This window comes from Paenibacillus campinasensis (assembly GCF_002272015.1).
Classification (GTDB): domain Bacteria; phylum Bacillota; class Bacilli; order Paenibacillales; family Paenibacillaceae; genus Paenibacillus_AQ; species Paenibacillus_AQ campinasensis.
The window spans coordinates 1-19,921 of record NZ_NPBY01000101.1 but is presented as its reverse complement, the minus strand read 5'-3'; the positions used below and the strand labels follow the sequence as shown (position 1 = coordinate 19,921).

The 19,921-nt window shown below is 51.1% G+C and carries 19 protein-coding genes and 1 pseudogene; 8 read left to right on the top strand and 12 right to left on the bottom strand.

Features of this window, described 5'->3' with window-relative positions; all coding sequences use genetic code 11:
* On the top strand, positions 1–312 hold a 312-nt coding region (locus CHH67_RS24445), incomplete at its 5' end, for a BlaI/MecI/CopY family transcriptional regulator (RefSeq protein WP_095267975.1).
* A gap of 9 nt (positions 313–321) precedes the next feature.
* Complete coding sequence (locus CHH67_RS24440) at positions 322–2,022, top strand: M56 family metallopeptidase (protein ID WP_095267972.1); 1,701 nt, start codon at positions 322–324, stop codon at positions 2,020–2,022.
* Positions 2,023–2,109: 87 nt separating this feature from the next.
* On the opposite strand, the gene CHH67_RS24435 is transcribed toward CHH67_RS24440, so the two are convergent.
* A complete protein-coding gene (locus tag CHH67_RS24435; RefSeq protein WP_095267971.1) occupies positions 2,110–2,646 on the bottom strand; it encodes a hypothetical protein in 537 nt (178 codons plus the stop codon).
* Positions 2,647–3,029: 383 nt separating this feature from the next.
* Here CHH67_RS24435 and CHH67_RS24430 point away from each other — a divergent pair, with 383 nt between their 5' ends.
* Both CHH67_RS24430 and CHH67_RS24425 read left to right on the top strand, forming a co-directional pair.
* A complete protein-coding gene (locus tag CHH67_RS24430; protein ID WP_095267970.1) occupies positions 3,030–3,602 on the top strand; it encodes an RNA polymerase sigma factor in 573 nt (190 codons plus the stop codon).
* Positions 3,595–4,383: a DUF4367 domain-containing protein gene (locus tag CHH67_RS24425; RefSeq protein WP_179292218.1), complete on the top strand. Its 789-nt coding sequence runs from the start codon at positions 3,595–3,597 to the stop codon at positions 4,381–4,383. Before CHH67_RS24430 ends, CHH67_RS24425 begins: the two co-directional genes overlap by 8 nt.
* A 42-nt stretch (positions 4,384–4,425) precedes the next feature.
* On the opposite strand, the gene CHH67_RS24420 is transcribed toward CHH67_RS24425, so the two are convergent.
* The 3 genes from CHH67_RS24420 to CHH67_RS24410 all read right to left on the bottom strand — a co-directional run bounded on the left by CHH67_RS24420 (position 4,426) and on the right by CHH67_RS24410 (position 6,754).
* Entirely contained in the window at positions 4,426–4,902 is a 477-nt protein-coding gene (locus CHH67_RS24420; protein ID WP_095267968.1) for a hypothetical protein, read from the bottom strand.
* 132 nt (positions 4,903–5,034) lie between these two features.
* Entirely contained in the window at positions 5,035–5,853 is an 819-nt protein-coding gene (locus CHH67_RS24415; RefSeq protein WP_095267967.1) for a copper amine oxidase N-terminal domain-containing protein, read from the bottom strand.
* Between the two features lie 130 nt (positions 5,854–5,983).
* A complete protein-coding gene (locus CHH67_RS24410) occupies positions 5,984–6,754 on the bottom strand; it encodes a MerR family DNA-binding transcriptional regulator (RefSeq protein ID WP_095267966.1) in 771 nt (256 codons plus the stop codon).
* A gap of 178 nt (positions 6,755–6,932) precedes the next feature.
* Between CHH67_RS24410 and CHH67_RS24405 the strand changes: the two genes are divergently transcribed.
* From CHH67_RS24405 to CHH67_RS24390, 4 genes and pseudogenes are all read left to right on the top strand, one after another.
* Positions 6,933–7,439, top strand: a complete 507-nt coding sequence (locus tag CHH67_RS24405) for a DUF6022 family protein (RefSeq protein WP_095267965.1) — start codon at positions 6,933–6,935, stop codon at positions 7,437–7,439.
* Between the two features lie 34 nt (positions 7,440–7,473).
* Positions 7,474–8,106, top strand: a complete 633-nt coding sequence (gene vat(I), locus CHH67_RS24400) for a streptogramin A O-acetyltransferase Vat(I) (RefSeq protein WP_095267964.1) — start codon at positions 7,474–7,476, stop codon at positions 8,104–8,106.
* Positions 8,107–8,117: 11 nt separating this feature from the next.
* Positions 8,118–8,313: pseudogene (locus CHH67_RS26955) on the top strand (virginiamycin B lyase family protein); the annotation flags it as partial.
* A gap of 60 nt (positions 8,314–8,373) precedes the next feature.
* Complete coding sequence (locus tag CHH67_RS24390) at positions 8,374–8,811, top strand: DoxX family protein (protein ID WP_330164059.1); 438 nt, start codon at positions 8,374–8,376, stop codon at positions 8,809–8,811.
* Between the two features lie 301 nt (positions 8,812–9,112).
* On the opposite strand, the gene CHH67_RS24385 is transcribed toward CHH67_RS24390, so the two are convergent.
* The 8 genes from CHH67_RS24385 to CHH67_RS24350 all read right to left on the bottom strand — a co-directional run bounded on the left by CHH67_RS24385 (position 9,113) and on the right by CHH67_RS24350 (position 19,823).
* Entirely contained in the window at positions 9,113–9,499 is a 387-nt protein-coding gene (locus CHH67_RS24385; RefSeq protein WP_230875836.1) for a VOC family protein, read from the bottom strand.
* Between the two features lie 45 nt (positions 9,500–9,544).
* Positions 9,545–9,967, bottom strand: a complete 423-nt coding sequence (locus tag CHH67_RS24380; RefSeq protein ID WP_095267962.1) for a nuclear transport factor 2 family protein — start codon at positions 9,965–9,967, stop codon at positions 9,545–9,547.
* A gap of 182 nt (positions 9,968–10,149) precedes the next feature.
* Positions 10,150–11,139: a tRNA dihydrouridine synthase gene (locus CHH67_RS24375; protein WP_095267961.1), complete on the bottom strand. Its 990-nt coding sequence runs from the start codon at positions 11,137–11,139 to the stop codon at positions 10,150–10,152.
* A gap of 476 nt (positions 11,140–11,615) precedes the next feature.
* Positions 11,616–13,193: a hydantoinase/oxoprolinase N-terminal domain-containing protein gene (locus tag CHH67_RS24370; protein ID WP_095267960.1), complete on the bottom strand. Its 1,578-nt coding sequence runs from the start codon at positions 13,191–13,193 to the stop codon at positions 11,616–11,618.
* Entirely contained in the window at positions 13,190–14,305 is a 1,116-nt protein-coding gene (locus CHH67_RS24365) for an S-methyl thiohydantoin desulfurase family protein (RefSeq protein WP_095267959.1), read from the bottom strand. Before CHH67_RS24365 ends, CHH67_RS24370 begins: the two co-directional genes overlap by 4 nt.
* Positions 14,306–14,309: 4 nt before the next feature.
* Complete coding sequence (locus CHH67_RS24360; protein ID WP_095267958.1) at positions 14,310–15,599, bottom strand: cytosine permease; 1,290 nt, start codon at positions 15,597–15,599, stop codon at positions 14,310–14,312.
* 39 nt (positions 15,600–15,638) lie between these two features.
* Positions 15,639–16,220 carry a TetR/AcrR family transcriptional regulator gene (locus CHH67_RS24355; RefSeq protein ID WP_095267973.1) on the bottom strand — a complete coding sequence of 194 codons (582 nt, stop codon included), beginning with the start codon at positions 16,218–16,220 and terminating at the stop codon, positions 15,639–15,641.
* A 252-nt stretch (positions 16,221–16,472) separates the two neighbouring features.
* Positions 16,473–19,823, bottom strand: a complete 3,351-nt coding sequence (locus CHH67_RS24350; protein WP_244908319.1) for a HEAT repeat domain-containing protein — start codon at positions 19,821–19,823, stop codon at positions 16,473–16,475.
* Positions 19,824–19,921: the final 98 nt, after the last annotated feature.

Genomic DNA, 19,921 nt, shown 5'->3' with positions numbered 1-19,921 from the left:
GAGCCTCCTGTCACGTCGATGGAATTGCTGCGGATTTTTGCGGGGCGGGGCAAAGCGTGGAAGGCCCAGACGATCTCTACCTTCCTGTCGCGACTGGTGGATAAAGGGGCACTGGAGGCCACAAGACATGGCCGAACGAACATGTATACGCCCCTGATCTCACCGGAAGATTACAAGCTGGCCGAGACGCAGCATGTACTGGACGGGTTATACCAGGGATCGGTGAAGAACCTTATCGCTGCCTTGTATGACGGCGACAAGCTTTCGGATGAAGATGTTGAAGAGCTGAAGCAATGGTTCTCCGGAAAGTAGGTGCAGCCCATGAATACCATTCTTGAACTACTGATTACGCTGAATGCCGCCGGAAGCGTCGTCGTCGCTTGTATTCTTATATTGCGGCTCTTGCCCGCCGGTGCCTTCCCGACCAAATGGCGTTATGGACTTAGCAAAATGGCCGTAGGCTTTTTTCTATTCCCCGTAGTCCTTGGTATTCAGTGGATCGTATCGCTGACATTCAGCGCGGCAGGTACCGTTCCGGCGATTAGCGGGCAGCCTTCAACGGCGGAACAAGGGCTATCCGGAGCATATTCAGGGTTCAGTCCGGAGCCGCTGATTACGGGGCAGACCATGACAGCCCAAACCGCCCTATTCCTGATTACCGTATGGGCAACCGGCGTGATCCTTTTTGCAGCATGGCAGCTGTATTGCTATCGCAAATTTGTAAGGACACTAGAGCATTCACGCACCGCCGTTCCGAGAGACAGCCAGGCCGTTGAACAACTCTCCTTGATGAAAGAATCTCTTGGATTGAAACGCAGTGTTCGGCTTGCTTACAGCTCTGCTGTTCGGAGTCCTGTTCTTGTCGGGTTATGGAAACCGACCATCTATCTTCCTATAGAAAATATCTTTAACGTGAGCATGGACATGGTCATGCGCCATGAGCTGATCCATCTGAAACGGAAGGATTTATGGGTCAAGGCCTTCACCCTGGGAGCGTCAGCCTTACATTGGTTTAACCCCTTCATACACATTCTCCGCAAGGATATTCATACCTGGAGCGAGCTGTCCTGCGACGAAGAAGTGGTCAGCGAGATGTCCCATGCCGAGCGTAAACGGTACGGGGAGACGATTCTGAACGTCATGGCGGGAACAAGGCATTTACCGGTGCGATTTTGCGCCTCCTTATCGGGTGATGGCCAACAATTGAAAAGGAGATTAATGATGATGCTGAATGTGAAGAAACTGAGAAAGAAAACATTATATCTGACGATAACAGCTGTATTTTCCGTTGCCGCAATTAGCACATCCGCAGCGGTATGGGCTGCCAACTATTCGCCAGAAATCATTCCATATGAGGAAGGTCAGGCTGAGGTTCAACCAAGCGAGCAAATTCCGAAAGCGGCCCCATCTGATGCGGTAATGGAGAAGGCACCATATCCTGTTGAGACACAGCCAAGTCAAGCTCCTGCTGCACTTGAAGCGGAGAATGAATCAAATGAGGATGTCCAAATCAAAGATCCTCACCCCGTACCTGTACTGGTGCCCGAGCCTGATAAGAACAGTATCCAAGCTCCAGTTGCTATAGTCCCTGCTGAATCTGGAGCTAACCATTCGAATGCCGGCCAGACTCCATCACCAGTGGCACCTAAAGAAGCAGCTCCAGAACCGGTTGGCTCTGAAATTCGACTCATCCCGGAGCCGGTTCCAGCTGAAGATAAACGTAATGACAGTTCTCATTCAGGCGACATTCCACCGGGAACTTCTATTACAGTAAGAAAATTAACACCTGAAGAAAGTGCTGAATTTAAAGATAGAGAACTTGCAGCAAGAGCTATGTTGTCTCCTGAAGAACAGGCCGAGTTTGAAGAAGACGATTATGGGCTGCGTCCAGACTCAATACCACCGGGAACCTCCATTACAGTAAGAAAATTAACACCTGAAGAAAGCGCTGAATTCAAGGAAAGAGAGCTCGCGGCAAGAGCCTTGCTGTCCCCTGAAGAACAGGCTGAATTTGTGGACTAAAAACTACGAACTTAAGAGAAAAGTTTGCTATTTAACATGAAGAAGCACTGCCGGGGGCAGTGCTTCATTTGGATTATGGATAACACCTTAATTATCGCTTGAGGTAGTCCATTCAAAATATGCACTTCTTGAATTTTCCTCGTTCGTGCTTGTTTTGATTTGGAAAGTGTGGTTGCTGTAACTGCCTGTGTCAATAACAACCAGCGAATTGCCCTTAATATTCGATCTCCACCACTGGACATTGCTGTTGGTTTGACTTTGAATGCTTAAATTAACAGATGGCATAGTGCCAGGCAAGTCCCCTACGTATATTAATACATATCTATCTGGAGATGGAATAAATGCGTGGCCCACGTTTGCTCCTTGGTTCCCATCTTTATTAATTGGCACGGTAACATTTCCGCTCCAGCTATCAGATAAGATGCCAACATCAAAGAGACTAACTTCTTTGTTTCCATTGGCTCTTTGCTCAAGCAGAGTGATCTCTTCCGGAGTCAATGGTCTAACTGTGATAGAGGTTCCAGGTGGGGAGAATTCTTCTAATTCCACAGGACTAGCAAAAGCCGATACCGAAAGCGACAACATCATAATCATGGTAAGAACAAGTGTAAGCAGTTTTTTCATAGTAAAATCCTCCTCTTAATTTTTTTTCAAAATTAGATTAGCCCTTCAAACCAACCACAAAAAAACTCACCTCCCTCTCCCGATGTGAGCTACCTTATTTTCATGGCAAGTATCTTGTCGGATTACAGCTTCTTGATCGCATCCTGCTTAGACCGTAAGGCAGCATGAAGATGCAGTAACCAAAAGAGCTAATCTACTACTAAAACGACTTATCCTAGTAAATAATGACTGTTCTTTCCTTAAGTTTTTTTGATAATTTTTCTACAATAATGATAATAAAGGAAATATATAGAATTTTATGATAATATTTTACTAGTGATAGGGATGATGAGTAGGTATTTATGTCCAGTAGCTAAAGAATAAACTGACGGGGAAGGGTATAGGTGGAGCAGGAACAATGGTTATATCTCTTACGCAGCAACTTCTATGATATAGACCACGACGCCCAGAAACTAGTGTACGAAGCATACCGGAATTTAGTGTATCGGGACATTCACTTTCTAACACGGAGTCATGAACTGACCGAAGATGTTGTACAAGAGACATTCTATAAAGTGGTGGCGAAAGCCCCTCAACTGAGGGACACGAAGCATATGAAAGCATGGATCGTTAAAGTCGCTAGAAACCATGCCTATGATATGTTCAAAAAAAACAAAAAATATCGTCATCTAAGGGAGCCTCAAGTCGTTATAGATCTAAGGGCTCCTTTCTTGCACCCTACGGTAGCCGAGCAAGTGGAGGATCAGATTCGAAACGAACTGCTCCACGAAGCTCTGAATGAGTTAAGCCCCGAGTATCGCCAGGCTTTATTCATGTACTATATCGAGGAAAAACCATATAGCGAAATTTCACAAGAGCTTGGTAAAACAGAGCAAGCTGTCGCCCAAACGATGGTCAGAGCTAGAAAGAAATTGTACCGCTATTTTTCAAGAAGATGGGTTGATGCCGATGAGTGATGAATTCAAACACGACGATGAATTTTTACAGAAGTGGTTAAAGGACGTTCATCAAGACGTGGATATTCCAGACGGTACACAATCATGGTTAGAGGTGAAGGCCGGACTGGATAAAATAAAAGCACGGCGACGCTGGATGAAGAGATTCCAAATCGGCGCGTTGGTTGCTTGTACATCTTTGCTGATTAGTTTTTTTATGACTGCAGATTTGCCTACTGCGTATTCCGAGTTCCAAGGGCTTATCAAAAGAGTGCAGGAGAACCTTATCGATATTTTCTTTGAGGAACCAGAGCCTTATCTTGAAGAAAACTCAAATGCCAAAACGTCATCTCCGCCCCCAGATTATATCGTTTCCTCCCCTCCAGCGGGAGAGAGCCACATAGAGGATACAAGCTTGGAAGAGGCAAGAGGAAAAGTCAGTTTCCCTATCGTTTCTCCAACCTATATACCAGCTAGCTATGAATTAGAGAACGTTCGTATTTTCCAGGATTCTGATGGGGAGTACCGGACCGTGTTTATGGAATACGTCAATAGAGAAGGACATCTGATCCAATTGAATCAGCACATGATTCGGGAGAACTCTTCTCCGGAGAAAATAACGATTAACCACGCAATGGCCGTCATTAAGGATACCTTCATTAACGATTGTAAGGCTGTGCTGATTATTCAAGAGCCCGATTTCATCCATTTGGAGTGGGTTACCCCGGATCATATGAAACGATCGATTTTCGGAACCTTGGCTGAAGAGGAAATGATTTTAATTGCGGAATCTTTAAAGTAAACAAAAGTAGCAGGTCTCCCCTGCTACTTTTCATTTCATCTCTTACCTGTCTGGGATTAGAATCACTCCCGAATATAATGTGCCTGTCTCTTTTACGGTTCCGTGCAACGTCCAATGGGATGATTTAGAACGATAATAATAACCTGGGATTACCGTAACTTCATGTTCCGTGTAAGTATTCGCGGAAGTTGACAACTCGGCTTTGGGGCTGCGATAAATGTCTACCCAATCAGAGCCTGTCCATCGCTGCAAAGTCAACTGTACGCCGATGGTATCTACTCGCTGCTTGGCTGTACTGTAACCTGAAATACTGATTTTTGAATTCCCGATATGACTAACGCTAGTTCCGCCATTATACAGAAACTTGTAGTTTGGATCGAACAAAGAAGAAATCGATAGCAACGGTTCGTCATCGGGCGGCGGGGATGGCCCATCATCAAGCGATTGAGCCGAGACAAACGGCACTGAGAACAACAGGAACAAGGCCAAGCCTAAAAAAGACATCACTACTTTCTTCACTCGTATTCATCCTTTCTATTTGTCTCTATCCCTTAAACGACTTATCGTAATCAAATATGACGCGATTTTTATTAGGATAAGAACGAAGCCTGATACCGAGGAAGACTGGGCGAATCAACGTCCCGAAGGGTTTTAGTTTTCCAAAGCAAGATATGGAATGTCTCGGATAACATACGCCACCTTATCGACCTTCCATATCCCTTGCACATTGACCAAAGTGACATGTCGGTCAAGGACGTAGTGACGGTCTCCTGTCAGTGTGTTACCCATTACTAATGATTGCATGAAATTTGCGCTGCTCTTACTAGTATAATTGGGTTTAGTTTCTGGTTCGCCAAATTCATGAACATATCCCGTTCCATTGGATGTAATGATTGAGTTTAGGAATCCTTCTGTTAAGAAAGGTTTAAATGAGTTTCTAACGTTCTTAACTCCAGATAAGTCACCGATTTGGTTCATACGTTCGGATAGTGTTTTTAATTGGGCGTCTGAAATTTTATTAGGTATATGTGCAGGCTGATGTGCCTTAACTGTTATCTTTTTATCATCAAGAATAATCGTGGCCTGTTTGGTCTGCTGACTCCACTGGACATCAGCACCTAAGGTCTCACTAACCAACCGAAGTGGGACGTAGGTTGTGTTATTCATTAGTTCTACCGGAGCATCGAAATCTAGTTTATGATTATTCACCATCCCGCGCTTGAAATTGACAACAAGAAGGATCTCAGTATTACTTTTTGTGATTCTGACAGTCTTATCCTGCTGGTTCCATATAACATCTGCGCCCATAGATTGTGAAACTTCGCGCAATGGGATGAGAATACGATCGTATTTAAGCAGTCCATTGTCAATAACCTCTGATTCGTGAACTGCTGCCAGGCTTGCCGAAGACAGGGAAGGAAAAACCAGTAAGGCTGTAGCGATTAATGTAACACCCAATTTTTTAAACATATAATCCCTCCTTATAAAAGAGCTTGGTACTCAATAATCGTAACAATTGCATCGTCATCGCGCTAGTTGGGGATGTAAGGCTTGAAGGCCCTGAACGCTGAACGACCATGAATGAGCGGCGCCTTGGACGTTAGCGATGAACATCGCCTTCCTCCCCCTCATCCTCAAGCTCGCAATCCGTATCGTTCACCGTACCAGGCGTCTCCGCCAGTCCCAATTGCAGACAAAGTCCGTACAACGCGTAAATGCCGTGCGCCTGCGCTTCGTTCATCCGGTCCATATACGCGATCGTTTCCTCCGCGATTTCCCTTAACCGGCCCGTGTCCCCGCTGTCCAGTTCGGCGACCGTTCGCCGAAGCCGGACGACATTCGCTGAATATACGGTTGCACGCAGGGCGCGAATGAGCAGCAGCTTGCGAATGTCAGCTGGCCCGTACCGGCGGTAGCCGTTCTCCGGGTCGCGAGTCGGGCGCAGCAGTCCCTCCCGTTCCCAGAACCGAATCGCCGTCCGGGATACGCCGGTCGCTTCGGCCGCCTCGCCGATCGTCCTCCACGCTCCGGGATCATCCGCGTCCCGGTCGTCTTCCGCTGCGCGGAACGCGTGGATCGCCTGCTCGGCTTCCCGCTTGTCGCGGACGAGCGCCGCCTCCCGCTCCTTCAACAGCCAGAGCGCACCCTGTATATCTCCGCTCCGTACGCGGCGAAGCGCCTCGCCCGCGATGTCCGGTCCGAATCCGGGGGCAAGCGCCTGCATAGCCGCCACGTATAACGCGTGCGTCTCTCCATATACCCGATATCCGCTTTCGGTCCGCTCGGCAGGCGGCAGTATCCCTTGCGCTTCATAGTTGCGAAGTGTACTGGGGCTGATGCGGAACCGTCTCGCCAGATCAATCGGCCGCATGGGCGTCTCCTCCCGTTTCCATTCGTGATAACATTACATCACATTTGCAAGCTTAGTGCAATTTACTTGGCGTAACTCCTTGAAATTCCGCCTCCGACTTCAACCAAGCTTCCAATTTGCTTCACTGTTATACAATCGATTTGCAATTGAATTTTATGTTCTGGGAGGCGGTTTGTAGATGACATCCATACAATTCGAACAAGGGATGACGATCGAGGCCATCGGCACGGCTTGCGGGGAATATGTGGAGATGGAATGGCGGCCGTTGTACGAATCGATGCATGAGGCGTTGACGGCCGCATTCGCGGAAATCGAGGATGCGGCATACGGCCAATACTTGGACCGACTTATGCCGCCGCTGTTCGAAGCGCTCGAACAAGCGGGATATGCGTTCACCGACGACGTGCGAGAGGACGATTTCGTCATCGGAGGGCGGCTGCTGTTCCGGCAATCGCTTGAGAAATGGGGCACGGAGGACAATCGGTCGCGCGTGTTCTGGAACGTCATCCAGGACGCTGACGACCGGACGATCGGCACGGTGCTCACAGAGATTCCCCATTCGCATCTGAAGTTCGATATCCCGCGCGGGCCCCGCGTTCTCGCGATCGCTGAGACGACCAAATCGGGGATCACCGAACGGATCCGCGCGCTTATGGAAGTGCGCGGATTCGCACAACCGCTTTAGCACCCCACACCCATTTACGAAAGGAAGATTCCATATGCTAGGTCCAAACCCTAATGTGAAGTACCCCATCCCTGGGAACACGAATGTGCAATTTATTCGAAACACGATCACGAAACCAAATATCATCGCTGGAGATTACTCTTATTACGACGCACTGCACGGGGAATCGTTTGAAGATCAAGTGTTATATCATTATGAAGTGATCGGGACCAAGTTAGTGATCGGCAAATTTTGCTCCATCGCTCCGGAGGTCAGATTCATGATGGACGGCGGCAACCACCGAATGGATGGGTCAACTTTTCCTTTTAACATCTTCGGGAACGGTTGGGAGAGACATACCCCTTCCCTGGACCAGCTGCCGATCAAAGGAGATACGATTGTCGGCAATGATGTCTGGATCGGTAGACGTGCCACGATTATGCCGGGGGTGCGGATCGGCGATGGCGCGATTATCAGCGCGGAGGCGGTAGTCGTCAAGGACGTTGAACCTTATACCATAGTCGGTGGAAATCCCGCCAGGGAGATCAAAACCCGTTACCCGTACGAAGTCATTCAAGAATTATTGGAGATCAGATGGTGGGATTGCGATATCGATCTCATCAGTCAGTATATCGGCGCAATCGTAAGCGGAGATATGGTTACGCTTCGAAAAATGAAAAAACATTAATGGTTTCATTGGGGAACAATGGGGACCTCTGGTTCACGGAATGGATGGGGAACAAGATCGGACAGATCACTGTTCAAGGAATGATTACCGAATATTCGATCCCTACCGAGCATGCAGAGCCTCACGGTATAGCGATTGGTGACAGCGGCGATATTGGGTTTCGCGAAAGAATGCAATCAAATTGGACGCCTCGTCATCTCATCATAGCGGTTTGAGCCGACTGTATCATGCGGCCCGTCTTGGGCCATAAACCGCTAAGGAGGGATCATGTTGCTGCCTTTTTACACGTTAGTCGCATCGTTTGTGTTGTTCCTGGGTCTTGGCCAGCTCGGTTTGCCTTATTTCGAGGGATGGCATTCCTCGCTTCAGGGGGCGGTTGCTGTCATGCTGTTGTTTGCCGCTTCCGCCCATTGGGGAACTAGACGCCCAGACTTAATCCGTATGGTTCCTCCCGTATTTTCCAGGCCGGGCCTCATCGTAACGGTCACCGGATTACTGGAGGTTGCCGGGGCTATCGGCATCCTAATTCCTTCCATCTCCAAGGCCGCCTCCATTGGCTTGGCTCTACTCCTGGCATTGATGTTCCCTGCTAATGTGAGGGCGGCTAAGGAAGGATTCACAATCGGGGGGCGGCCCGTACCTAAACTACTACATCGAACCGTATTACAGATGATCTTTATTGGGGCAATCCTATTGGCAGGCTAAGGGTATATTCCAGCGGCTATTTAACGTCACGCGACGGTCTGATTCTCGTCGGCAAACTGCTGGCGAAATCAAGCTCTTCGAACGGCTCAATCGTTCGGTTATCAGCAACCATGAATGTGAGCCTGCAGCAACAGGCTCACGGGTTGCATCATTCCCTACCCAACGTGGTCATTAGCAGAGCACGGGCTGGTTGAGAATTCTTTTATTCCTTAAGAAATGAGCCGTCAGGCCCAACGTGTTTATAATACGCCGTTACTGCCCTTCCCGACTTCCCCGCTCCTCTTTCATTTATAACTATGGTTTAACTGAAGCAGGTACAAATCATTACGATGTTTCCATCTGGATCCTTAAAGGAAAACTCAGATAAGTCAGGGTATGTTTGAATCTCTGTTACGATTTCCGCTCCTAGTTCTTTCACGAATTGGAATGCTGCATGTATGTCTTCCGTACTTAAATTAAATAAAGGCTGGTTCAATGGCTGGAGTTCGTAACTGTCATCAAAACAGTGATTATCCAGCGTTAATCCTGGACGCCCAGATCCCATATCAAAAGTATAAATAGGACCTTGAATCTCTTCTGTTACTTCAACTCCAAGAAGTTTGCTGTACCACTGAACTGACTTCGTTAAATCCGTGACGTGGATAAAAACGGTATCGATCCTATTGGCGATTGGACTTTGCATTTTCATTCAACCTCCTCATCGTTTAAACAAATTGCTTTTCGTGCTAGATATTTATCTATCGATGTGTCCATCCTCATCCTCGATCATATAAGTCATAATCTTTTTGATTTTTCCATTTTTACCTGCACTACTGAAAGTAAATACGTGACAGAAGTTAGATATCCTCCCTTGATCCATCCTAAAAGTACCATTAATCGCACCCATGCTTCCGTGAGTGATGATGGTGCTGATCTCTATTTCTGTCACATGACCGGTCTGCTTTTGTTGAAGTGTATCCCGTAGTCCTGCTTTTCCCAGAACACGTCTGTCTCCGATGATATCCCAACATACCTCTTCTGAAATGCATTTCTCAATAAATTCAATATTGTTCTGAGCCCAAGCCACAATATAATCCCTCAGTAACAACTTCTTGGGAGCATTGCCGCAATCCTCAGCACAGATAACATTCATACCGCTATGATGAGTCCCATTCATAGATATCCCCTCCCTAGACGAACCTTGTGAATAAGTCCTTACATAGAGGATTCGAGAAATGGTTGGGAGTTCCTGTTTGTGAACGCTCAAACAATATAAGCAAGAAAAAACAAAACCACTCCTTAAGGGTAAGGAATGGTTTGGTGATAACAGCTAAACGTTGCTAACTCTGCGTAAGTCCATCACGATCCATGATCTGAACCTGTAGTTGTTCCTCCAACCTCAAATTCATTGAGCAGCCCACGTGCCTCACTTGTGGACTTGGCGTTCATTAATCGATTCCTCAATTCACTTGCCCCTCGGAAGCCGCGGACATAGATTTTGAAGAAGCGGGTAAGAGCGCTGAACGAACGTGGCAGCTGTTCTGAATATTGATCATGGAGGTCCAGATGCAGCCGCAGCAGATCCAGCAATTCCTCACTGCTATGCTCCCTCGGCTCCTTCTCAAAGGCAAATGGATTATGGAAAATGCCACGCCCGATCATAATGCCATCCACACCGTATTGTTCAGCAAGCCGGAGGCCAGTCTGACGGTCAGGAATATCCCCGTTAATGGTTAGAAGTGTACCTGGTGCGACCTCATCACGAAGCTGTTTAATCTCCGGGATCAGCTCCCAGTGAGCAGCTACTTTACTCATCTCGTCTCTTGTCCGCAGATGAATGGACAGATTCACAATGTCCTGTTTCAAAATATGGGTTAACCAGTCGCGCCACTCGTCCACGCTGCTGAAACCGAGCCGTGTTTTTACACTGACGGGCAGTCCCCCGGCCTTCGCCGCCTGAATAATGTCCGCCGCAACATCGGGACGGCAAATCAGGCCGCTTCCCTTCCCATTCTCGGCTACATTCGCGACAGGGCATCCCATGTTAATATCGATGCCTTTAAAGCCTTCCTTCGCCATGCCGATACTCATCTGACGAAAATATTCCGGCTTATCTCCCCAGATATGGGCGACAATGGGCTGTTCATCCTCGGTAAAAGTCAAACGCCCGCGCACACTCTTGTTCCCCTCCGGGTGACAATAGCTCTCCGTATTCGCAAACTCGGTAAAGAACACATCCGGTCTGGCCGCTTGACTTACGACATGACGAAACACCACATCCGTCACATCTTCCATCGGTGCCAGTATAAAAAAAGGCCGTGGCAAATCACGCCAAAAATTATCTGTCATATCAACTTACCCCTTTATAAATGCAGGAAAATCCTCTCCTGTGATGATGATTTCCATGTCCAAGCGGTTGCTTTTTCTTCACTTATAGCATATCTACGCAATGAAGATCAAACGGCAGTATCTGTTATATCCTAGACACTTCAATGAATATATCATAAACCGACAGAGGAGCATACTCCCATAAATTCGAATTAAAAAGGAAGGTTGCTGCCCCACCGCAGTTTGCCCGAACGTTCAGAGGACGTTTCAGCCACTTCGCGATGATCGATGGCTAGTGTCGGGCCGCGATATCCGAATATACATAATGGCGGTCCGGAATTAAATCCGAACCGCCATTTTCATCCTGCTATCGTCCGTGCCCTTCGCTGCGAGCACCGCTACACGACATGAATGCATGCGATGCACACAGGTTCATGCACGCATATACTCATACCGAGTTGATACTGCTAAGGGCGGCCAATCCCATGTGCGTTAGGTTACAGCTTACCCGCAGCCTTCACCTTCACGAGCAGGGCATTGCCTGGCAGATAGGCAATCGGAATGTCCTCAACAGACACGATCTCAACCGTCTCCGAGTTCGCGCCGGCAGCAGTGGCCTCGTTCACGGCGCTTTCCTTCGCATCGCGGATGACGTCGTCATAGCTCCAGTCGTCCAGCGAATAGATCCGCTCCGACTCCCCACTCACCAACCCCAAGGCTGCGCCGATGGCGTTCGCCGCATCATAGTGGTCAGGCCGGATGATCCGGCTTGCCCCGGCCAGCGTCTCCGGCACCAGCAGGCTGCCGCCGCCAACCAGAATGACATCCACCGGCTCTGCACTCGTCTTCATCCGGTCAATGGCATCCTCGAGACTCTGCTGGATAACGGCGTCCACTTTACCGCATACCGCGCCGTCCACCGCATCCGCGTTGGTGCCCGGCCATGCGGCCCGGCCCAGCTTCACGGCCACGTCCGTCGTCGTCAGCGTATCCCCGCCGAAGATGCGGGCCCGTGTCGTCAGCTCGTAGCCCACGCTGTCCGGGCCAACGGTCACACCGCCTGCATCGTCCAGCCGGACGATTGTACCCCCGCCGAGGCCAATGGACAGAATATCCGGCATCCGGAAATTCGTGCGAATGCCGCCGATATCCACCGCTGCCGAGGACTGGCGCGGGAAGCCCTGCACGAGCACGCCAATATCGGTCGTGGTGCCGCCGATGTCGACAACCAGCGCGTCGCTCAGCCCGGATAAATGCGCCGCGCCCCGAATCGAATTCGTCGGTCCGCACGCAATCGTCAGAATCGGGTAGCGGAGCGCATATTCGCTCTTCATGAGCGTCCCGTCGTTCTGGCAAATATACAGCTGCGCATCAATGCCGAAGCCATTGAGCGCCTTCTCGAAGCCGCGCACCACGCCTGCAATCACTTGCAGCAGCGCCGCGTTCAACACGGAGGCGTTCTCCCGCTCGAGCAGTCCGATGCTGCCAATCTCGCTGGAGTACGTAACCGGCATGTCCGCCCCCAACACGTCGCGCACGATCTCTCCGACCCGCTGCTCCTGCTCCCGGTTCACCGGAGCGAATACCCCGCACACCGCCACCGCGTCCACTTCTCCGCTCATCCGGCGGCACAGCTCGGCGATCTCCTCCTCGTCCAGGCTGGCGATCCTGCGGCCGTCATACTCATAGCCGCCGGTGGCGATATAGCTATGCGGCCCAATCGCCGCACGCAGCGATTCGTCCCAGCCAGCAAGCGGCGGAACGGCCGTCGTTGCCGGAGCGCCGATGCGAATCAGCCCGACCCGGCCGAGATGCTTGCGCTCCACGATGGCATTGGTGCAATGCGTGGTGCCGAGCATCGCATAGCGAATGTCAGAGCCATTTACGCCGCTTTCCTGAAGCAGCAGACGAACCGCCTCAACAATGCCTTCATTCACGTCAGCCGTCGTATGCACCTTCACCTTGTGCACGCAGCGCAAGTCGGAATCGAGCAGGGCAGCATCCGTATTCGTGCCCCCTACATCAATGCCGATGCGGTACATCTGGTTTGCATTAGCCGCTGTAATCCCGGTCATCTCGCCGCACCTCCTTTCGATGCCAGCGTCTCAATCGGCACATAATCAAAGTCATAACCGAAATACCTCGGTCCGGCGGTCTCGATGCCTTTGGGCGTGCGCCACTTCTCATCGCACCGCAAACCGGCCACTGTCACCCGGGCCCCGTACTTCAAGTTCTCTGTCGTCACCGGCATGCCTGTATCCTGATCCAGCAGGGTGATGAGGTCTGGCGTAATCGCGAGCGGCTGATCGCCCACGGTGGCAAGCAGAAACTCATTCTGGAAAAAGAGCCGCATCGTCTCTCCCTTGTTCTCCCCCGTACCTTCGAAGACCGCTTCCCCGCGCGTAAACCCGCCGTCCATGCGGCGGCGGATATCCACGGCCTTGCCATGGAACAAGGCATAACCGTTCAGCTTCGTGAGCAGCTCATGCACAGGGTTCAGCTTCTGCTGCTTCGCCTCGAACAACGTCCGCCCGATCTCATAGGCGAGCGTCAGCGTGCCGCCGATCGCGCTCTGCTTCGCCTGCGCGCCGGATACCGGATAATCGCAGATGGAGGCCGAGCCTCCCATCTCCACCGTCAGCGCACGCGCCATCCGCTCTTCCCATACGCCATCAATCGTATGCATCAGCGCGCTGTTGCCGCGCTCATCCGCCATCGCCACCGGGCTGCAGGGGATGCCCTCCAGATGGAACGTCACCATCTGCGATTCAGGGAACGCACGCCCCATCGCATCGGCATCGACGAGCGGAATGCCGCGCTGCGCCGCCGCAAGGACCGGCACGAGCGAATTGCCGCCGCCGACCTCGATCGGCATAACGGCATCCACCTTGCGGCCAAGTTCGCGTTCCATCAGATCAAGCGGTTTGGTCAGCTGTTCAGCCGAAGGAATCTTCTCCAGCATCACCGTCGGTGCTCCGATCATTGATACCGGCACGATAAGCCCTTCATCGTCCAGCTCCTCAAGCTGCGCGATGCGCACCGGGCCGTGCTCACGGATCGCCTCCATCGCCATCAATTTTCCGACATGAGGATCTCCCCCGCCGCCTGTGCCAAGCACTGCAGCTCCAATCGCGATATATTCGATGGATTGTTCATCCAATGTGGTTAATCTGGTTGTCTTGTTCATGCTTTCATCCCTTCTTTACGACCCATTTGCCAATGATTGCTTGTGCGATAAATGCGATCAGGAAGCTGTCCAGCGCCGGAACCTGCGTCACCTGGAACCATCCGAGCCCATCCGGAGCCATCGTTGTCATGAACCCGAAGAATGTCGCGATGATCCATACGATGATAGAGCGCGGAATCCAGCTCCGATTGCTGTTCAGCCCTTCAAACGAGAAGCGATTTTTGTTCACGAGCAAATATTCAGCTGTATAAATGCCGCCGAGCGGTGCAACAAGCATCGTAATGTACGTCAGGAACGTCATGAAACGGTCATAAATCCCCAAGCAAGCGAGCAGCGTCGCAATGAGGCCTGCAATAATCGTAATGACCGATTTAGGCACCCGTTTGAATACGACAGAGAAGCCCAGTCCCGCGGAATATAGGTTGTTCGTATTGGTCGTCCATTGCGCAAGCGTCAGCACGAGAATCGCTGGAATCCCGAGTCCGAGTGTCAGAAGAATGCCTGTCAGATCGTCGGAATCCATCGAGCGCGACAGGAAGATCGCAATGATCGTCATGAAGCTGTTGCCGACAAAGAAACCGATAAACGCTGCGGTAATCGCATGCTTTGGCGTTTTGGCCCAGCGCGCGATGTCAGGGGACAGCGCCGTTCCGAGAATGAAGATACCGATAACCAGCGATATGGCCGTCCCCATCGGGAGGGCTTCACCCTCGAACGGTAACCAGACGGTGCTTCCGCCTTCTCCGCTCAGTGCCATCACCAGCGCAATAATGATAAATACGACCAGCAGCGGCACTGACCAGACGCTTAATTTCTCAATCGCTCTGTAGCCCCAGATCGCCGTGGACATCATAAGAAGTCCGCCGATGATCGACAATACTGAGAGCGACCAGTGCCAGCCCCATAGCTCGCTTAACGCCGTCTGGAAGTTAGAAGCGAAGAAGCCGACCTGAACGCCGAACCAGCCCAGTGATGAAATGCCGAGAATAACCGAGACGATGAGCGCCCCCTGGTTCCCGAACAGAAACCGGCTGATCATGGCTGTCGACAGCCCTGTTTTGGCTCCGACATATGCGCAGACTGCCCCGATCAGACCCAGTATGGCTGAACCGACGATAACCGCTGTAAGCGAGTCGCCGATGTTCATGCCTGCGCCGAGCTGCGCACCCAGAAACATCGCGGACAAGTCAATGCCGATTGCAATCCAGATGAATGCCATCGAGAACCATGATTTCCGTAAATGCTGGGGTACAGGCTCCCGCTCGTAATCTTGTATTTTCAATTCGTTGCTCATACTCCACTCCACCCTCTGCTCTCTATTCTTGTTGATTGCCTAAGCGCTGACGGATCTCCAGAACATCTCAAACGCATGCTTCAGCTTCCGTTCGAACAGCTCCGGCGATTGATAGTAGTAATATTGAATGCTCAGCCCGTCCATCAAGGTAAGGTACGAATCCACAAGGTTCTCAATCGGGACGACGGCGAGCTCGCCGCGTTCCAGACCTTCCTGCATGATCTCGCGGATAATGTCGCTTAGCATCGTATCGAAACGCCCAAACGCCTCCTGCATCCGATCCAGCAAGAAATCGGGCGGGAACAATAAGTACCGGAAGGCAAATACAGCAAGCTCCCGCTTGTTCCGGTGAAAATCGTATTGGCGAACCAGCAGCGCATGCAGTTTTTTCTCCGTGCTCATGCCTTTGCTCGTTTCTGCCATCGCTTGGATATATTCGTTATAGACGCTCATCGATTCTTCGAAGACGGACATGAACAGATCTTCCTTGCTCTCAAAAAAGGCGTAGATCGCCGGGGTTTTGACGCCGACCTCCTTCGCAATTTCCGATAATGCCGTTCCGTCGTAGCCCTTCTGCCCGAACAACCTCAAGGCCGCTTCTTTCAGCTTCGTTCTGGTCATATCCATCCCCTTTTTCCTGTTTTAATTAACGTTAATTAAGTAGATTATACATCCTTCTGCATAAAAATCAATCCATTTCACGACACTTCTCAATTGTTTTCGAATCTTTATACGTTCAACCGTTTATGTAGGGCGATGTAACCTGGGGCACAGAGCACTCCCCATGCCAAAAAGAGGCATCCTTACTCGAAGGATACCTCTTCTGAAAACATAAATTTATGCACTGCACGCAAACCATCTTGCATAGATGTTCTATTCAAGCACGGTCCAAATATCCAGTGCCGCCAGACGAATCGCCTCCAACTCATGATTCCGGTATGCTCTTAATCGGTCAGTGCAAGCCTTGTTCCACAATAGCGATGCTCCGGTAATCTTCAGCAAAGAAAGCCCGATATATTGGGCCGCAAACAGCTGCCCATTTCTTAAGTAGTCCACCAGGGCCAGCATGGCCTCCGGGATCCAGTACGCCTGACTGGCACTGGCTGCCTGAGTGATCTGCCTATAAGCGTAGTCAAGCAGATACGGATGTGAATCCACCAATTGAATCACAGGCTCCAAATGCAGGGCAGCCAGATCCGCCTGGTTCCATTCAACCATCGCCAAATATAGCTTAATCACGGCTGGTTTCAGGGTTTCTTGGGATTTAAGAGCATCAATCAAGCCCGTATATAAAGGAACAAGCACCCGCCTTGCATTGGGAGGCAATGAGGTCAGCTTGTCAATCAATGCCACAAGACGCTGTCGCTCCGGAAGGTCTCTCTCCGGAGCAGCATTCCATTCGGTCTTCGTCTTCATGTCGGCCAGCTGTGTGCAGACGCTGATGACCCGATCATTCACCTTTCCGTCATAACATGCCGCAATGAGCGTATCCATCGCGGCCCTCCATCTGCCTTTGTCCTCCATATCCAGAATCGCTCTGCTTGCGGAGGCCGCCACCTTCTCCTCACTTCCATTCACCCATTGGCTCATGACTTGGAAGGCCTCTCTTGCCACAACAGCATCAGCATGTCCTGCGATCTCGATAATCAATTGTAAATACCTTGACCTGGCCTGCACGGGAAGTCCACCTGCATATTGGTTAAGCAGGCTTCTTGCGACATCACGCTGCGGAGAAGCAGCCATGTCACGCAACATGGTCCAGCTGCGTTCATCATCTAGCCATTGTCTGGCGGCATGACCTATCGCGATCGTCACGTCTTTGTGTACATTCGGTTTCTCGTATTCGCGAATGAGCAGCGTCATGTTCTCACTGCTTTTATAAGCTCCCAGCAAGCGAACGGCCTCTTTTCTCACCGTGATTTTCAATTTCTCACGATTCAGCAGATCCGACAGCATCGATGTCAGCATCACCGGTCTTACCCTGCGCATGCATCTAGGGATCGAGTACATGGCAACACAGGCACGGTCTCCATCGAGATGATCCAGCAATACAGGAAGTGCCTGCTCCGGCTCTTCCCATAACGAATAGGCGTAAAGCGCTGCCTCAACGACATGCACCTCTTGTTCCTGCAGCAGGACCTTCAGTTGATCGGAGCGATAATCCGGCATGACGGCCAAGCTGCGCATCGCCGACGCACGTTCATGGAAACTCCGCTTGTCATCCAGTGCCACCCGTTCCAAGAGAGAGGCGAATGCCTTTTGCTGACGCGGGAGCCACCGATGAAATCCATTAGAGGCGGGCACAACATAAATCGTTTTTCCTGATAAATGCTTGCCTTTGATGATTTGCCCCGAGATGAACGGGGTAAGCCACTCCTGACGCTTCAGATGCAGATGCATAAACACATCGTGGAATGAGATGAAGGATGGATCTCTGTCCAGCAGTTCTCTCACCCTCGCATCTCGAGTTCTATACGGCGCCAGCCAATAATGGACCACCTGCGTCGGTACCACCTTGGCCTTCAGCAGCTCCTCCAGCAGAAGCTGCAGCTTCGGCAATCGATCCACGGCTTTTCCGAACAAATCAGCCATATGCAGGACCACACTTACGTTTTCACGCTTGTTCGCCTCTACCCCAAAAGCATAAATCTCATCAAACAACGCTTCCAGTGCAGAGCTTGGAATGCTATCCCAATTCATCCAGAAGAGCGCAAACTGACCGTCGCGCATCGTCAATCTTCCAAACGTTCTCAGAGCGAACTTAAACAGCACGCCCTTCGGCTCCGCGGCATGTTCACGCAGCAGGGCAAAAGCCAGCTTCTCCGTCGCCGATCTTGTCCCGTACGAAGTGTCCCTAGCATCGACCACGCTATCCACCAGCACAGTCAGATCGTTCACATGCTCTTCTTTAAACATGGGGGCAGGACAGTTTGAGAGCTCGACCATCACTTGCCAGCGCACGGGATCCTGGTCGTTCTTGATTCGGGTCAGGAAGCGCAGCGTCTCATCCATTCCGCTTCGGGATAGCGCCGTGCACCGAATGAGATGGGCATAAGCCGCAGCACGCTCATCGCTATTAGTCACCTGAACGGCTTGCTCCAGCTTCTCCCTGGCATGAACGATCAGAAGACGTGCCGTCGTTTCGAGCATGTTCTCACGGTCATCACGAATGTCGCGAAGCTCCAGCATGCGGGCAGCTTCCTTGTCACGCAGCCGGTGCGGCAGTACGTCCAGCAGCGGCATGGGGAACACGCGCGTCTTCCGTTCGTCTTCCTTATAAGCGGCATGAAATATCGCTTCGCGACAAGACGGGGCAAGGGTATCCAGCACCTTGGCTAGATGCGCCGGCTGATCTGCGAGTAGTGCCGCCAGTGTGGTCCACTGCGCTATGGTGAACATTTTTCGTTTTTTCAACACGCCTGCCGGAACGCCATGATTCAGAAGATATCCCCGCGCCTCCGCTCGTGTCAGCAGCTCGAATACATCCTCAGGGCTGGCCTGAATCAGAATGCCCAATTGCTGCTTGAGTACAGGATGAATTATTTCCTTCGGCCCAAGCTGCAAGGCACATTCCAGCACGATTGCTGGTCTGGAAGCACTCAGCACTTCAATCGCGGAAGAGAGTGTCCACCATACACCGGCCTTTTCCCGTTGTGTTGCGTTCTGTAAAGCATTCTTGAAATATGCTGCAACCAGATCGGGATGGTTCTTCGTTAGGAGCCGCCAATTGTGCAAGGCATACCCCAGCTGCGGTAGCCTGGAGTGAACCGTCTCTTCGCTGCATACGGCCAATAATAAGGACGCTTCTTGTGCCCCCCACCGGTCGAGCACGAGCGGCAGCAGCCGCTCTGCCCAATCCTGACGATATGTATTCACGATGCTCCGCAGCAATTGGCGTCGGCAATGATAGGACATCATAGCGATTTCAGCTTCAATCGAATCGTCCGGATCTGTCACCACTTCTGGCAGCAGTCTAGCCGCCCGCCCTCTGACCCCTGCCTTAGGGTGCTTCAGCGCCAACATAACCGCACGGGCATCGTTCACCACAGCCGCTCCCGTCAAGGCTAAATGCGCCTCATAGGCGGTGCCGCTTTCGAGCAAGGATACGAGCAGCGCCGAATAATCCGCATCTCCTGTATGCTGGCGTCCCAGAAGCGCCATCCGCTTCATCCTGTCCGAATAACCCAGGGAATCCAGCTCCGAGAGCAACAGCTCTTTGTTCATCAGATCATGGTTATCTATCATTATTTTCTCCCCTCATGTTCCTGTAACCGATCCCTAATTTCTCCGCATGTGGTCGACTGACCGCCGTCGTGCACCCC

Coding starts and splice junctions, on each gene's coding strand:
- CHH67_RS24370 (WP_095267960.1), bottom strand. CDS start 13,193: ATGACCGGGATTACAGCGGCTAATGCAAACCAGATGTACCGCATCGGC.
- CHH67_RS24390 (WP_330164059.1), top strand. CDS start 8,374: ATGTTGCTGCCTTTTTACACGTTAGTCGCATCGTTTGTGTTGTTCCTG.
- CHH67_RS24355 (WP_095267973.1), bottom strand. CDS start 16,220: ATGACCAGAACGAAGCTGAAAGAAGCGGCCTTGAGGTTGTTCGGGCAG.
- CHH67_RS24350 (WP_244908319.1), bottom strand. CDS start 19,823: ATGAACAAAGAGCTGTTGCTCTCGGAGCTGGATTCCCTGGGTTATTCG.
- CHH67_RS24435 (WP_095267971.1), bottom strand. CDS start 2,646: ATGAAAAAACTGCTTACACTTGTTCTTACCATGATTATGATGTTGTCG.
- CHH67_RS24385 (WP_230875836.1), bottom strand. CDS start 9,499: ATGAAAATGCAAAGTCCAATCGCCAATAGGATCGATACCGTTTTTATC.
- CHH67_RS24415 (WP_095267967.1), bottom strand. CDS start 5,853: ATGTTTAAAAAATTGGGTGTTACATTAATCGCTACAGCCTTACTGGTT.
- CHH67_RS24425 (WP_179292218.1), top strand. CDS start 3,595: ATGAGTGATGAATTCAAACACGACGATGAATTTTTACAGAAGTGGTTA.
- CHH67_RS24410 (WP_095267966.1), bottom strand. CDS start 6,754: ATGCGGCCGATTGATCTGGCGAGACGGTTCCGCATCAGCCCCAGTACA.
- CHH67_RS24380 (WP_095267962.1), bottom strand. CDS start 9,967: ATGAATGGGACTCATCATAGCGGTATGAATGTTATCTGTGCTGAGGAT.
- CHH67_RS24375 (WP_095267961.1), bottom strand. CDS start 11,139: ATGACAGATAATTTTTGGCGTGATTTGCCACGGCCTTTTTTTATACTG.
- CHH67_RS24360 (WP_095267958.1), bottom strand. CDS start 15,599: ATGAGCAACGAATTGAAAATACAAGATTACGAGCGGGAGCCTGTACCC.
- CHH67_RS24405 (WP_095267965.1), top strand. CDS start 6,933: ATGACATCCATACAATTCGAACAAGGGATGACGATCGAGGCCATCGGC.
- CHH67_RS24440 (WP_095267972.1), top strand. CDS start 322: ATGAATACCATTCTTGAACTACTGATTACGCTGAATGCCGCCGGAAGC.
- CHH67_RS24365 (WP_095267959.1), bottom strand. CDS start 14,305: ATGAACAAGACAACCAGATTAACCACATTGGATGAACAATCCATCGAA.